A 13681-nucleotide genomic window follows, 5' to 3' on the forward strand; every position below is an offset into this window, starting at 1 on the left:
ACTACCGTTTTTGTTTTTAGTTCCCGCTAATCCGCGATGAACCATAAAAAAGCCCGCTACAGTGAGCGGGCTTTCTATAAATCGTACAGTCTAACGCCTAAATGGGTCAGCTGTTTAAGGCTTTAGCCCTGATTCTCGTTTGAGAAATCCTAGCTTAGTCGAAAAGACCTAGGTTTTCTTTTGCGTATGCTTCAAATTCTGTGCAGCCGCCGATGTGGTCTTGGTCGATGAAGATTTGTGGAACTGTATCGACAGGTTTACCAACAGTCTTCTCTAGATCAGCTTTGCTGATACCTTCAGCGTGGATGTCAACGTAACGGTAGTTGAAGTCATCGCGTTTAGCTTTAAGAGTTTCAGCATGCTCTTTTGCACGAACACAGAATGGGCAAGCAGGGCGACCAAAAATAACTACAAACATTTAATTTCTCCTAAATACGGGATGAGGCTCGTTAACTCGATTATGTTAACTATTCTTTAGTGAATGCCACTCAAAATTTCATAAAACCAACTATGCCTCAATGCCATGGGGAAATAAAGATGGAATTACCTCTTAATACAATAGGTTTTGTCTATCAGAGCAAATAATGGTCACAAAAAGGATCCATGCTGATTTCTGATGGGTATTCAGATTGATTACCCTTAATTTAAGAGTGTGAATTACCCCTAAGAATACGACATTAATCCATCTTTAATGCGACAAGTTGCACCTCGTCAAAAAAAGCGCATACAGAACGAGGCATCTTAATACTGATGCACTATATAAAGGCTAAATTCCAATAACCAAGAGTTCGCAGTTTTGTTCGGTCATAGGCGCAGGAGGCACCATGTTTCAATTTATGACATCTACAAAGATCATCTTTGGTGATGGAGCACTTTCCGCTTCATTGTCTCTCTTTAATCAATATGGCTACAGCGTGCTATTGGTTACAGGCAATACATTAGAGCGCACTTCAATTGTTACTGACTATCTTGATGCGCAGAGTATGCGTTATCAGCACATTGCCGTTTCCGGTGAACCTAATATCAAAATGGTTGAAGAGGCGGCTATTTCTGCTCGTCGATTTAAGCCAGATATGGTTGTCGCCATGGGGGGCGGTAGCGCCATCGATATGGGCAAAGCGTTGGCTGCGGTTTTACCTAATCAAGGCAATTTATATGACTATGTTGAAGTGGTCGGGCGTAATGTTCCTCTTAAAACCAAACCACTTCCGTTTATCGCAATTCCAACCACAGCGAGTACCGGCGCCGAGGTCACTAAAAACGCGGTGCTGAAATCAGGCCAAGACCAAGTAAAAATCAGCCTGAGAAGCCCAGACATGCTGGCCGACGTTGCGATTGTCGACCCAACCCTAACTCATGGAACCAATCTATATCTATCTGGGCGAGGTGCGATGGATGCCTTTACTCATCTAATGGAAGCCTACGTGTGTGGTGAACCGAATCCGTTAACCGATATGATTTGTGAAGAAGGGCTGCGTAAGTTGAGTGGTTCTGTGGTTAAAGCGTGTGTTTATGATGAGCCTCAAGCGCGTTCTGATCTTGCTTTCGCTTCTATGCTCGGTGGTATGGCGATAACTAATGCCAAGCTTGGCGCAGCCCATGGTTTAGCCTCCGCACTAGGAGGTAAGATTTCTGCGCCTCATAGTGTGATTACCGCGCGTTTAGCGCCGTTTGTGATGTTGGAGAACATAGCCGTTGCAAAAGAGCAGCAAAGAAGCGACATCCTAGCGCGTTATCAGCGAATCGCTCAGATAGTAACAGGTAACGTAGAAGCAATAGAAGAGGAGGCAATTTCTTGGTTATCGGAAGTGCTTGATACGCTTAAGTTACCCAACTTGCTGGAATTTGGTGTCTGTAAAGCCCAGTTTGATGAGGTGTCTGCCGACGCGCTCAAATCAGTGGCGATTAAAGGAAACCCTTTGCCGCTTAACCAAGAGAGGCTCGTGCATATTTTGAAGCAAGTATGCGAGAAGTGCAGTTGTAGAGAAGGGCATCATGAGGGAGCTTCAATGAATCAAATTGGGCAAGAGCCAGCTGTCGAGTCGAGCTTTACCATTATCAATTCTTATGCGTCCGAAAACAGCGTGGTTGAGAAGGGCAATAGTTGGACTATCTAACGGTCTTAAACTTGTTCGTTGTATAAGTCATTTTATACAGACAAATAAAAACGGAGCTCTAGGCTCCGTTTTTTTAATTCAACTTGTTCTCTGGTCATCTGTTTTCAGTTCATGACTAAGCAGATTAGAACTGAGAGTACTTCTCGTAACGTGAATCACGAAGTGACTCTTTGACGCGCTTTAGGTTCTCTCTGAAACCAGAACCACGACGTAGCGTAAAGCCTGTCGCTAGCACATCGATAACCGTCATCTGAACAACGCGACTTGCCATTGGCATGTAAACGTCAGTGTCTTCTGGAACATCCAGAGAAATAGACAACGAGCTCGCTTTATCCAGTGGAGAATCTTTTGCTGTGATAGCAATAACTGTCGCACCGTTTTCACGCGCTAAGTTTGCAATCTCAACTTGGCTTTTAGTGCGGCCAGTATGAGAGATAAGAACAATAACGTCGTTATCACTGCAGTTAATGCAGCTCATTCGTTGCATCACGATGTCTTCGAAACATGTGATTGGGATATTAAAACGAATAAACTTGTTTTGAGCATCTTTGGCGACAGCAGAAGAGGCACCCAGTCCGAAGAACGAAATGCGTTTTGCTTGAGTCAGCAAGTCAACAGCACGGTTTACTTGCATCGCGTCTAGACTGTTTTTAGCAACGTCTAGACAAGCCATAGTTGATTCGAAAATCTTATGCGTATAAGCATCTGGACCATCATCTTCTTCAACATTACGGTTCACGTAAGGTGTACCGTTTGCCAAGCTTTGAGCTAGGTGAAGTTTGAAGTCAGGGAAGCCCTTTGTGTCTAATCGACGACAGAAGCGGTTAACTGTAGGCTCACTCACGTCAGCCATTTTAGCTAAGGTAGCAATGCTAGAATGAATTGCAGTTTGAGGGGAAGCCATAATTACTTCGGCTACCTTGCGCTCAGACTTGCTGAAATTTTCCAGGTTTTTTTGTATTTTTTCTAATGTATTCATAGTGTTCACAAGGGTATAGAGAACAACTTGCTAGTTAATATCTTTTACCAGGGGGTATGGCTGAAGCAAATATCAGTAAACACAAAGCCAAATGTATATTTGGTATCGTAAATACTGCTGCGTCAAATAGATATCAAGCTAACTAGCACCATAGAGTCAGTATAAACCCAACATACTATTTACTAATACAAAAACAGGGCATGAATGCTTAAGAATATGACAAACCTCAACAAAATTTTAGAAAACTACAGAATTGGAAGAGAGTTTGAGCAAAAAGAATGCAAAATGGGTATGAACTGACAGCTTAGTTACATCAAAAAGAAAGAAATTTTCAATTTGATGCAACTAAAATTGAATGACTATGCGTTGATTTGCGTAACCAGTTTGTTGATTTTGCCCATCAAGTTTGGTGCTAGTTTAGAGATCTCACGCTGTTCTTCAAGCACTGACGAAAGAATGTCATTGCCTGTTAGTGGGTTTGCTAATACCACGCGGAAAACGATGATTGGCTGATGTACCCATGCTTCAGGGTTTAAGCGTGTACGTGACACGAAAGACTTACCTGTTTCACGCTGCTTCTTCTGAATAAACTTAGTCAGCTCATTGAGCAACTCATTCAGTTCGACACGATGTTCAGGCTCAGCTTTAAGCAGTGCCGCTTTGACTGACTCAGGGACATAGCGATAAGTCAGTAGGCAAAGCTCAGGTTCTGAAACCAGCTCGAAGTCGCTCTGAACTTTAATTAGGTCGGCAAAGTAGCGTGCTTTGTTAATGCTTTGGTCTATCAGCAGTTCATAACCTGGGCGGCTAATGATGTGCATTGCGGCGTAAACCAGCATTGCCATGCCTGAACGAGAACCTTCTAACGTATGGCTGCCTAAATCTTTTGAGCCCTTACGAAGAATGTATTGAGCATGATGTTCAATCGCAGTCATCGCATCTGGCTTCTTAAACAGAACCATACCCGCACCCATAGGGATATAAAGCTGTTTATGCGCATCAATCGTGACTGAATCCGCCAGTTCAATACCATCAAGTAGGTGACGATGATTGTTAGACATCAGAGTCGCACCGCCCCAAGCTGCATCAACGTGGAAATGACAATCGGATTCGGCACACACCTCAGCAATGTCTCTTAGCGGGTCGATATTACCGGTTTCGGTTGTACCAGCCACACCAATGACGGCGAAAGGTTTGATCTTGTTCTGCTTGAGCTGCTCGATCTTGAGTCTTAAATCATCAGTACAAATACGGTTGTCGTTATCTGTTTTAACAGACACTAGACCTTCTTGACCAATACCAAGGACATCCGCGGCTTTTTTCAGAGAGTAGTGGCCACGTTCAGAGACTAAGATGGCAAGGCCTTCGTAGTCGTAGTGCTTCATGGCTTTAAACAGGCCTTCTTTTTCTACACCTTTGAACGAACCTTGCGCTTTTAGTGCGTTGTTACGTGCAACCCAGAGCGCTGTAATGTTCGCGATGGTACCGCCAGAACAAAACGCACCTAAAGAGTGGTTTGCGCTGTGCATCCAACGAGAATAAAACTGGTCACTATCTTGATAAATCAGGCGATGTAACATGCCCAGAACTTGACGTTCTAGGGGAGTGAAAGCTTTTGAGGTCTCGATTTTTACTAGATTCTGATTCAACGCAATCATGATTTTTGAAAGCGGCATCAGGAAGTACGGCAACGCAGAGGTCATATGGCCAATAAAACTTGGCGAAGACGTGTGAACCGAATGAGACACAAGAGAATCGAGGAGATGCTCAGTATGTTCAGAAACAAACTCAGGCTGCTCTGGGATATGAGCATTTGAAAAATCTTTCTCAATTTCACGTAGCGGCTTTTCTTCAGCCACAATATGTTCACGTAAGAATTGATTCAGGTTTCGTGAAAGTTTGTCTTCAATTTGAGTGAGTGTTGAATCTGGGCCTTCAGGTACCGTGAAGATACGTAGAAGACTGTCGAAGCTAACATCTGCTGTTTTTTGTTCCGTAACCATAGCAAGCGAGTTATTTTTCTAATATTGACGCGAGCGGGACAATCTAAACGAAAACGGGAACAATGTCCCGTCTTAATTATGAAATCCAACTTCTCAAAAAAACATATTAAATGCGGGGTTATTTACACTTAATCGCTTCAAGTTTACTGATCGACTGGTTGTAACGCTGCAGCGCTGAGTCGATTTGCTTAGGGTGACTAAGCAGCTCTGCAAAGGCAGAACGTAGTTCGTAGTTTTGAGCGTGAGGCGTTGATTGGCGGTCATCGAATGTTGTTTTCGCGATTTTACCAAGCTCATCATCACGTGTTGATAGCGTTTTAATGTCGTGTTGCTCAAGTTGCAACCAACCTTCTACAGGTTGCTCTGTTGCCACTTTGCTTGAGTCGTTTACTAAGTAGTAGTGAACCGCAGCACGGTTAAGCTCAAAGTGGTGCTTACGACCTTCTAGGAACCACTCACTCACTTCTGTTAGCTCTGGATATTGCTCAGAGGTTAATGCAGCAAGGTCGGCATACCAATTCAAAGAAGCGTCGATGTACGCATCATATTTTTTTGCTTGGCACTGGTTTGTCTCAGACATTGAATCTGCTGCAAAAGAGAAAGTAGAAGTTGAAGCTAGCAGTAATGCGACGCAAAGGCGTTTCATAGTGGTTCCTTTTGTAAGTTTATTCTTTTTATAACTTTGTCGTTACAGGTTACCGTGATCGTTATTTGTTGAGCAATGACACTTAGTGTCTTTTTATTTCGGTAACTGTATCGGTGTCTTGGGCATTGGTATTCGTGTTGCATTCTAATCTAAAACAAACGCTATTCCTGCGATCTAGTTAGCAAGAGATACAAAGAACAACATCAATATCGGAACAAGCAAGCTGAGGATAAAGCCACTGACGATAGCGATAGGCACACATCTAACGCCGCCTGTTGTTTGAATGACCGGTAAGGTGAAGTCCATCGCAGTCGCACCAGCATAACCAATGGAAGTGCATGGGTAGCTGCGAATTAGCACTGGAATCAGTACCAAGGCAACTAACTCTCTTAACAGCTCAAGCATGAAAGAAGCGCCACCATAGACAGGACCAAAGGCGTCACCCATTAAGATACCAGCCAGAGAGTACCAACCAAATCCAGAAGACATTGCCAAGGCTTTGAACAGAGGGATATCTAGGATGTAAGCCGCGATTACACCACCTAACATTGAGGTGATGATAATGGTGATTGCGATAACCATACCGTGCTTGTTGAGTAAGATCTGACGAAGTGTGAGTCCGCTATTACGCAGCTGAATGCCGATAAAGAATAGAAGAACAAACAGAATCCATTCGCTTGCGGTATCAACCCAATCAAGGCCAATAGGCAGCACTAAGCCAGCGATTAGCCCTGAACCTACCACTAAGATGAGTTTTGCAGATTCCATCGCCATAGAAGAGAGGGGAAGCTTCTTCTTGCTACTGTCGGTTTTGAGTGGCAATAACTTATCAATAGCGGGCAGTGCCATTAGGTTACATACGCTTAAGCAGACAAAGAAAGTGACGGTATATAGAAGGATTGTCTGCAGGTTACTGCCTAGGTTATCGAGGGCGGCTAAGCTTAGTCCCATTAACGCCAGAATCACGTAGATCAACCGCGATGTTGAGCGGTTGATAAATTCTAATGTCTGAGCGTTCGAAATTGCAAAAAGATACCCCACGACGAGTGGCGCAAATATAAAGATCATCCCTGTAAACATGCTTTCCCCATTGCATTTACTTCATATTACACTTACTTGTAATTTAACAGTGACTTAGAAGCCGCTAGTATTGATCACGTCGCTTAGCTTTGCATTAAAATCATGCTTGCTCAAGTTGCTTAATTTATAAAGCACCTCTGCACCTGTCACGTTAAGTTCAACTTCGTGATCATCGATGTTCTCATCCTTGTTTCTGAACATCAGCAGGTGGTTAGCGATTCGAGCGATATCTAAGTAAGAGACTTCACGCTGTTCGTGGTTATTGATGGTATTGCTGCACACATCAATAAAGTCGCTGTCGAAGCCCCAACGGTTAAGCACCAATTTACTGGTAGCAGAACATTGGCCTTGGAAGATTTGTAGAGCGATGTCGTGATCTAGGTAATTGCCATTTTCGAGGTAGAGGTGGTATTCGCTAACCAAACAGAACAAACCAATATCAGCCAGTAATCCAACAAGCAGCGATTTTTCATGCTCAAGGTAACGGTATTCAGTAGGGGAGAGCTCTTTGAAGCTGTTGGTAACAAGCACCATAGTAGCGCCCAGCTCTTTTGATACAGAAGCGCTCTGAACCAATACCTTATTACATTCTTTACTGAGGTTGACTGAGTGTTTGAGTTGCTCAATAGCCTGAGCCGTCACGATGTCACGTACTCTTAATATGCCAAGGCGCGACACCGCCGTCATAATATCAACACAAGTAATATTACGTCGGTTAAAGACGACAGAGTTAGCCACACGAATGACAATAGCAGCGAGGCCTGGGTCTTCGAGTAAGCACTCGGCAACGTCAGCAATCCCAGTTGATTCAAGGGTACAAAGCGATTGAATCTTCAGTACAACGTTAGGGATAGGAGGAAGTGTTATTTTTCCCGCTGAGATAGAATGTCCAACAAGTTGGGCAAACTCTGATTCTAGACCCTTTAAGAGAAGAGTCTTATTTTGAGGTAGCCAGAAAAACGATAAATGATTCATATAAAAAGTAAAAACAGGTCTGTCCTGCCATTTTACAAGCCACGATGCTGCGAGGCAATACTCACCCGTCTACATAACCTTTAATAATTTGAACCGGTGTATCACTAGGTGTCCAAATTCAAGCATGGTTTGATAGTTTACTGTGAAGTCAATCATGAAAAACCGGAATACTCAATTGATTGATGTGAACTAAGTCCAGACTTATTTTTCTTTTCGAAGTATGATTTATTTAAAGGTGAAAAACGAAACCATAATATTCACCTATAGAATAACAAAATAGATTTAAAATTTTCGCATAACAAGCTGCTTGTCTGGTGATCAACCTAATCGGGGTAATTTGATTAAGGATCAACGGATATGACCGAGACAGCATTTATTAATTACGTGAATCAATTTGGTGAGCATCAAAAACGTTCTATGTTCGGAGGTATTGGCCTCTTTCAAAATGACGCTATGTTCGCTTTATTGAGTGAAGGTTGTTTATTCATTAGAGGTGGAAAATCATTAGATAAAAAACTGACCGATCTTGATTGTGAAAAGTATCGTCATGTAAAGAAGCAGACAACAGCAACCGTAAACTATTACGACATTACGGATCTGTTTACCTGTGAACATCCTGAATTGGATAGTATTATTCGTACTTCAATCGATAATTCAATTCAGCAGCGTAGCTTCAAGAAGTCATCAGCTAGCCGTAGATTAAGAGATCTACCAAACATGCAGCTTACGTTAGAGCGCATGGTTAAAAAGGCGGGTGTGGATGATGTTTCAATGTTTATGCAGTTGGGCGCACCTGAAGTGTTTAATAAGGTTCGCGAAGCGTACGGAAACGATGTTGACCTAAAACTACTTTGGAAATTTGCGGGTGCAATTGATGGTATTCACTGGAAACTATTACAAGAGCCACGCAAGCAGCAATTACTAAAGAGCTGCCACTAAAGAAGTTTACCTTATATGCTTAAGATTACTGTTAATAAATAAAAACCGAGGAATGTCCTCGGTTTTTTTGTTTCTGTCTTAGCCGGATTTCTTAAAAGACTAAGTATCAAAAGGCTAAGTGCTCATAGATAGCTTATTTGCTAGGGCTTGAGCTTTAAGTATTAGTACTTGAAGCGAGCAGTGAACATAAGTTGGTCACCGTAGAAGTCGTTAATACGAGCTTCAGCACCTAAAGAGAAAAGCTCTGTAGAGTGGAAACGCGCGTAAACAGAACCTGTCCAATCATCGTTGTCATCGATAGAAACGTAACCACCTTTACCACCAACTTCTAGTTGTGGACCAAGCCATTGGCGAACACCAATGTTGATTTCCATACCGATATCAGTAGAGCTTGAGTTCTCAGGTTGAACGATACGAGCTAGCATTTCACCTGTTAGGTCTGCCCAGTTGTTTAATGGAGCGTGGAAACCAAGACCTACAGCTGAGTCGTAATCGCTTTCAAATTCTGAATCGATACGTGCTATAGCGTGAGCGTTCGGGTGAATGGACTTACTGAACGCACCACCAAATGTTACTGGGCTAGCACCGATACGTGCTTCAAAGTAATCATAGTTAAAGTTGCTCATTACCTGTGGTTGTTCATCAACAGCTAGTGCTTGACCAGAAGCCAATAGCATAGCGGTAGTAAGTAGAATTTTGCGCATAACGACCGTAAACCTATATTAGTGTTAATTCCTTTGGTTTGAGACAAATCGGCAAACCATAAACATTGAGACAGTTTAATCTAACTCACGGAAAAGTAATCCTTTAAAATGTAAAACCTTACTCATTTAGTTAAAAAACAAGCAAATTAAGGATCAGTATGTAACGGAGATCTCATGTTTAGGGCGAATGAGAAAAATAGACGAGCGAATTATCCAAAATTTGTATACATTCGGAAGGTTTTTATATCGGATGACGCTATTCTCAGTATCCATTAACCAATCAGTGCTATTCACCAAAACTGGTGCGTTTATCCGCCATTGAAGTCAGTATGCGCTCGGTATCTAAGATGGAAGTCCAGTTTAGCAATTGCTTGTCGTTGGCAATGACATAGTCAGTCAATTGTTGAGTAATCGTGTCTCTCAGTTGATCGCCTTGCCAAGGTTTTGAAATATAGAAATCAAGTGCAGCGTTGTTAATGGCCGTGACGGTATCTTCCAGCCCAGCTTGCCCTGTGAGCAGCAGCTTACGTGTTGGTTTCGTCGCGTCGTGTTGGTTGAGTTCGATCAGAAAATCGATGCCGGTCTTTTCTGGCATGATGTGGTCGCACAAGATTAACGCGAGCTTAATACCATCTTGTCCCATTTCTTTGATTACTTGCTTGGCTTCATCGACCGACTCTGCACCTTCAACCAGAAAGTTCTCTTCAAATATCGCCAAGTCCTGAAGGACACTATTGAGAACTTCAGGTTCATCATCGACACATAAAATTAGGTACTTATTCATGAGGTGCTCCTTCTTGTTTGAATGGAAGCCACACTTGCATGTTTGTATGGCTGCCTACCTCTGACTCCACCAAAATAAACCCTTGATGAGCCGAAACGATTTGTTGAGAAATGGATAACCCAATCCCTAAACCAAAGTTGCCTTCTTTTTTAGTCGTGAAATTTGGGTTGAAAATGGTGTTGATGTCTTCTTTGGCAATGCCGTGGCCAGTATCGGAGATTTGCACCACAAGAAACGCGTCGTCGCCTTTTGTCTGTTGAGAAGTGGTGATGGTCACTTTTCCTCGTTCAGATAGGGCATCGAGCGCATTGGAGATAAGGTTGGTCCACACTTGTTGCAGCGAGAGCGACTGGCACAATAAAGGCGGTAAGTCGGTATCGTAATGCTTTTCGAGTTGGTGGTGTTTAAGCCTGTTTTCGAAGATCACTAAGGTATCTTCAAGCCCTTCGCGGATATCTGTGTAGTGGCGAACTTCTTCATCTTCTCTAGCATAGCTTTTTAAGCTTTTGACCATATCGGCAATACGCTTGCTGCACACTTGAATTGAGCGGATAGAGTTTCCAACATAATGGTAATGCTCTAAGTCATTGAGCAGCTCTTTGCCTGCGACAGGGGACGCCTTTAATGTGTTTAGAACCGTAGAGTCTTGGCTTAGGTTTAGTCTCACGGCTTTTTTTGCTAAAGCACGGTCATTAATCGTCGACGTAAGATGCTTTACGAGCTGTCTTTCTTGGGCTGTTGATAGTGGCTTAGCTAACTTTGAATGTGCCAGTACGTCAGTCCCTTTATTGGACTCTGGAACGGATAGGTTTGCCAATATTTGGTCGAGATGGTCTGACAGAGTTTCGATGCTTCTTAATATGGCAGCAATCGGGTTATTCAGCTCATGTGCGACTCCCGCGACTAGCTGCCCGAGCATCGCCATTTTCTCTTTCTCGATCAGTTGTTGATGTGCAGACTCTAATGATTCTAGTGTCTGCTGCAGTTTGATCTTATTGGTGATGCTGCGTTGCAAACGTCGATTAAAATGACGGAGCAATAGATTGGTAAATAAAGGCAGCAGGGTATTGTTTGAATGCATCACCTGAGCAAAGCTATCTTTATCCAGTTTGATAACGCGAGTCTGCGTTAGGGTGATCGCCGTAGAAAACGAAGGCTCGCCTGTTACAAATGACATCCCGCCAACAATGTTCCCTTTGGAGTGACGTACCACTTCCCGCTGTTGCCCAAGTTCATCTTTCTTATAAAGAGCTGCTTCACCCTCAATGATCAGCCATAAAAAGCGATTGTCTTCGCCTTCCACAGTGAGTAGATGCTCGGGGGAATAGTCACGAATGGCCTTAGTTTTGTCATCTTTTGAAAACACATCTTGTAAGGCACTGACGACACGTTCTGCAAGGGCATTATCAGAAAGCTGGTGGTAGTCGTGAATGAAACCCGATTGGAAAGAGTGAATCTTTTGCTCAATGTGCGCTCTGAGTAAGCGTTGTTGATCCAATGCATCGCTGTAAGAGAGCAGGTTTTCTGAGTCGTATTGGATAACAAAAGAGGTCAGCTCTTTTTGCGCTGATTTGAACAGAACCTGATCTTGAACCGGTTTGGTTAAACAGTGGTTGAGCCTACCTTCATTCACAGCGGTTAAAATGGATTGAATGTCTGACGAAGCGCTGACTAATATCGTTCTTGCGGTATTACTATGGGGCAGCTGTTGAAGTTCAATCAGGAATTGCACGCCATTAAATTCAGAATGATGATGAGTGATCACCAAGGCAACGGTTTGGTTGTGATCATGAATATCTTCTAATGCGTGATGTGCGTCTTCTATGTTCTCGGCAGTATAAATATCGAATACAGAAGCCAACGGAGCCAGCTCCGAACGTATTCTTTCAATGCTAACCGGATTATTGTCCAAACAGATAACAGCGTATTGATTCACAGCTCAACCTTAATAGTAGCGACGTCTTTAGCCTAGCAAGAACCGCCGAATAAGGATGAGAGCTAGCCGTTAATTTATTGAGGCAATTGAAGTATCGAGCAATAGACTGATTTAACTCAATGTTTCTTGTTTGCTACTGATGGGTTAGACTAAAAAAAATAGACACGTGTAGAAAGAGAACTCATGGAACAGTTAAGAAAAATTGGTGCTATTGGCGGAGCAATCTCACTGGCACTTTGTTGGCCGCTAGCGGTTGGGCAAATTGGGCAAAATGCGATTACCGATGGCGTTGCAAAGCTTAACAATTCAAGCATTCAAGCTGAGATCGTGGAATACGATAGAGGTTACTTGTCTTCCAACGTAACCACTCGTTTAACTGTGACGGATGAAAACCTGAAAGAGCAACTTGCGATTGATGGGTTGCCGAGTGAGTTTGTCATAAATAGTGCGGTTAGCCATGGTTTGGTGAGTCTAAATGCACTGTCGACGTTTGAGAATACCGATATTCTGCCTTTAACTCTGACCACTAGTACTGAGCTAAACGGCAACACTGACTTTAACTTTGAGTTAAGCCAGTTCAATCATCAAGGTTCTGATGAGAATGGGACTTCGGTCTCGATCACTAAATCGAATCTTTCTGGCCATGCGACTGTTTTAGGCCAAGTTGATTACGAGCTTTCAATCCCTTCAGTTCAAATTGATTTTGAAACCGGTGAAGAGGTAACGCTGTCTAATCTGAAAGGTGTGGGTTCAGGCCAACAAGCGAAAGGCTACTGGTTAGGTACTCAGAATTTTACTATCGATAGCTTCTTGGTTTCAGATTCTGCAATGCAGCCTTTCATGACCATTGAAAATTCTAAGTACGATTTTGAATCACATCTAGATGAAGCAACTAAACGTCTGCGCAGTAATCTCAAGTTGGATATCGCCAATATCGAGACCAACGAAGGTCAAGTGAATAACTTAAACGTCGATTTCGAAATGGCGAAACTGGACAGTGAATCGTTTGAGAAGATCTTTGAAATCTACCAATCAAATCCGGTTCTGACTCAAGATGATGTTGCAGAGATCATTCCATTTATCGATATCCTGTTTGCTAAAGGTTTCGACCTTTCAATGAACAACATGTCGTTAGAGTTAGGTAAGGGACAGTTCGAATCTAAGTGGTTGGTGAGCGTGCCGGAAGGGACCGAAAACATCAGCAGCAACCCTTCGATGATCATGCCTGCATTAACGGGCAACGTTCACTCTAGCTTCTCAAATGAACTTGTTGAAGAGTATCCATTCATCCGTGAAGGTATCGATGAATTGCTTGTGATGGAAATGATCAAGGAAACAGACAGTGGTTATGAAATCAGCGCTGACTTAGAAAATGGAAACCTAGTGTTCGAAAATGGACAAGAAATTCCATTAATCGCTCTACTTATGCCGGTTTTTGTTCAATAAACAGAGCAGGCGTGAATACTGATAGGGTGATTTAGCAGGTTAAGCTTAAACATTTTATACGGTACAAAACAA

At 42.8% G+C, this 13681-nt stretch carries 12 protein-coding genes; 3 read left to right on the top strand and 9 right to left on the bottom strand.

Annotated features, from left to right (window positions below; all coding sequences use genetic code 11):
• Positions 1–154: 154 nt before the first annotated feature.
• Positions 155–418, bottom strand: coding sequence for a GrxA family glutaredoxin (locus AB6E78_RS17955; protein ID WP_009847069.1), 264 nt, complete (start codon positions 416–418; stop codon positions 155–157).
• 406 nt (positions 419–824) lie between these two features.
• Here AB6E78_RS17955 and AB6E78_RS17960 point away from each other — a divergent pair, with 406 nt between their 5' ends.
• Positions 825–2117, top strand: coding sequence for an iron-containing alcohol dehydrogenase (locus AB6E78_RS17960; RefSeq protein WP_372134024.1), 1293 nt, complete (start codon positions 825–827; stop codon positions 2115–2117).
• Between the two features lie 124 nt (positions 2118–2241).
• On the opposite strand, the gene AB6E78_RS17965 is transcribed toward AB6E78_RS17960, so the two are convergent.
• From AB6E78_RS17965 to AB6E78_RS17985, 5 genes are all read right to left on the bottom strand, one after another.
• Positions 2242–3096 (bottom strand): MurR/RpiR family transcriptional regulator, encoded by an 855-nt coding sequence (locus AB6E78_RS17965; RefSeq protein ID WP_004734686.1) that lies wholly within the window; start codon positions 3094–3096, stop codon positions 2242–2244.
• A gap of 359 nt (positions 3097–3455) precedes the next feature.
• Positions 3456–5099: a pyridoxal-dependent aspartate 1-decarboxylase PanP gene (gene panP / locus AB6E78_RS17970; protein ID WP_372134023.1), complete on the bottom strand. Its 1644-nt coding sequence runs from the start codon at positions 5097–5099 to the stop codon at positions 3456–3458.
• A gap of 118 nt (positions 5100–5217) precedes the next feature.
• Positions 5218–5745, bottom strand: a complete 528-nt coding sequence (locus AB6E78_RS17975) for a hypothetical protein (RefSeq protein WP_017066066.1) — start codon at positions 5743–5745, stop codon at positions 5218–5220.
• 174 nt (positions 5746–5919) lie between these two features.
• Positions 5920–6825: a lysine exporter LysO family protein gene (locus AB6E78_RS17980; protein ID WP_017071961.1), complete on the bottom strand. Its 906-nt coding sequence runs from the start codon at positions 6823–6825 to the stop codon at positions 5920–5922.
• 54 nt (positions 6826–6879) lie between these two features.
• Positions 6880–7800, bottom strand: coding sequence for an HDOD domain-containing protein (locus tag AB6E78_RS17985; protein ID WP_017066065.1), 921 nt, complete (start codon positions 7798–7800; stop codon positions 6880–6882).
• 357 nt (positions 7801–8157) lie between these two features.
• On the opposite strand from AB6E78_RS17985, the gene AB6E78_RS17990 reads away from it, so the two are divergent.
• A complete protein-coding gene (locus tag AB6E78_RS17990) occupies positions 8158–8739 on the top strand; it encodes a TfoX/Sxy family DNA transformation protein (protein ID WP_017060401.1) in 582 nt (193 codons plus the stop codon).
• A gap of 161 nt (positions 8740–8900) precedes the next feature.
• Here the strand turns inward: AB6E78_RS17990 and AB6E78_RS17995 are convergent, their stop codons facing one another.
• The 3 genes from AB6E78_RS17995 to AB6E78_RS18005 all read right to left on the bottom strand — a co-directional run bounded on the left by AB6E78_RS17995 (position 8901) and on the right by AB6E78_RS18005 (position 12163).
• The gene (locus tag AB6E78_RS17995; RefSeq protein WP_017065409.1) at positions 8901–9443 is read right to left on the bottom strand and encodes a hypothetical protein; all 543 of its coding nucleotides are present in this window, start codon (positions 9441–9443) and stop codon (positions 8901–8903) included.
• Between the two features lie 286 nt (positions 9444–9729).
• Positions 9730–10227 (bottom strand): response regulator, encoded by a 498-nt coding sequence (locus tag AB6E78_RS18000; protein WP_017071960.1) that lies wholly within the window; start codon positions 10225–10227, stop codon positions 9730–9732.
• Positions 10220–12163, bottom strand: a complete 1944-nt coding sequence (locus AB6E78_RS18005; protein ID WP_372134022.1) for an ATP-binding protein — start codon at positions 12161–12163, stop codon at positions 10220–10222. The genes AB6E78_RS18000 and AB6E78_RS18005 overlap by 8 nt, the downstream gene beginning before the upstream one ends.
• 183 nt (positions 12164–12346) lie before the next feature.
• Here AB6E78_RS18005 and AB6E78_RS18010 point away from each other — a divergent pair, with 183 nt between their 5' ends.
• The gene (locus tag AB6E78_RS18010; RefSeq protein WP_372134021.1) at positions 12347–13609 is read left to right on the top strand and encodes a DUF945 family protein; all 1263 of its coding nucleotides are present in this window, start codon (positions 12347–12349) and stop codon (positions 13607–13609) included.
• Positions 13610–13681: the final 72 nt, after the last annotated feature.

It is taken from the genome of Vibrio sp. 10N.247.310.98, assembly GCF_041467395.1.
In the GTDB taxonomy this organism is placed as follows: Bacteria; Pseudomonadota; Gammaproteobacteria; order Enterobacterales; family Vibrionaceae; genus Vibrio; species Vibrio crassostreae_C.

What these genes read in the sequence shown, in the direction of transcription:
- AB6E78_RS17995 (WP_017065409.1), bottom strand. Translation starts at nt 9,443, where the DNA reads ATGCGCAAAATTCTACTTACTACCGCTATGCTATTGGCTTCTGGTCAA.
- AB6E78_RS17980 (WP_017071961.1), bottom strand. Translation starts at nt 6,825, where the DNA reads ATGTTTACAGGGATGATCTTTATATTTGCGCCACTCGTCGTGGGGTAT.
- AB6E78_RS17965 (WP_004734686.1), bottom strand. Translation starts at nt 3,096, where the DNA reads ATGAATACATTAGAAAAAATACAAAAAAACCTGGAAAATTTCAGCAAG.
- AB6E78_RS18000 (WP_017071960.1), bottom strand. Translation starts at nt 10,227, where the DNA reads ATGAATAAGTACCTAATTTTATGTGTCGATGATGAACCTGAAGTTCTC.
- panP (WP_372134023.1), bottom strand. Translation starts at nt 5,099, where the DNA reads ATGGTTACGGAACAAAAAACAGCAGATGTTAGCTTCGACAGTCTTCTA.
- AB6E78_RS17960 (WP_372134024.1), top strand. Translation starts at nt 825, where the DNA reads ATGTTTCAATTTATGACATCTACAAAGATCATCTTTGGTGATGGAGCA.
- AB6E78_RS17955 (WP_009847069.1), bottom strand. Translation starts at nt 418, where the DNA reads ATGTTTGTAGTTATTTTTGGTCGCCCTGCTTGCCCATTCTGTGTTCGT.
- AB6E78_RS18010 (WP_372134021.1), top strand. Translation starts at nt 12,347, where the DNA reads ATGGAACAGTTAAGAAAAATTGGTGCTATTGGCGGAGCAATCTCACTG.
- AB6E78_RS17990 (WP_017060401.1), top strand. Translation starts at nt 8,158, where the DNA reads ATGACCGAGACAGCATTTATTAATTACGTGAATCAATTTGGTGAGCAT.
- AB6E78_RS17975 (WP_017066066.1), bottom strand. Translation starts at nt 5,745, where the DNA reads ATGAAACGCCTTTGCGTCGCATTACTGCTAGCTTCAACTTCTACTTTC.
- AB6E78_RS17985 (WP_017066065.1), bottom strand. Translation starts at nt 7,800, where the DNA reads ATGAATCATTTATCGTTTTTCTGGCTACCTCAAAATAAGACTCTTCTC.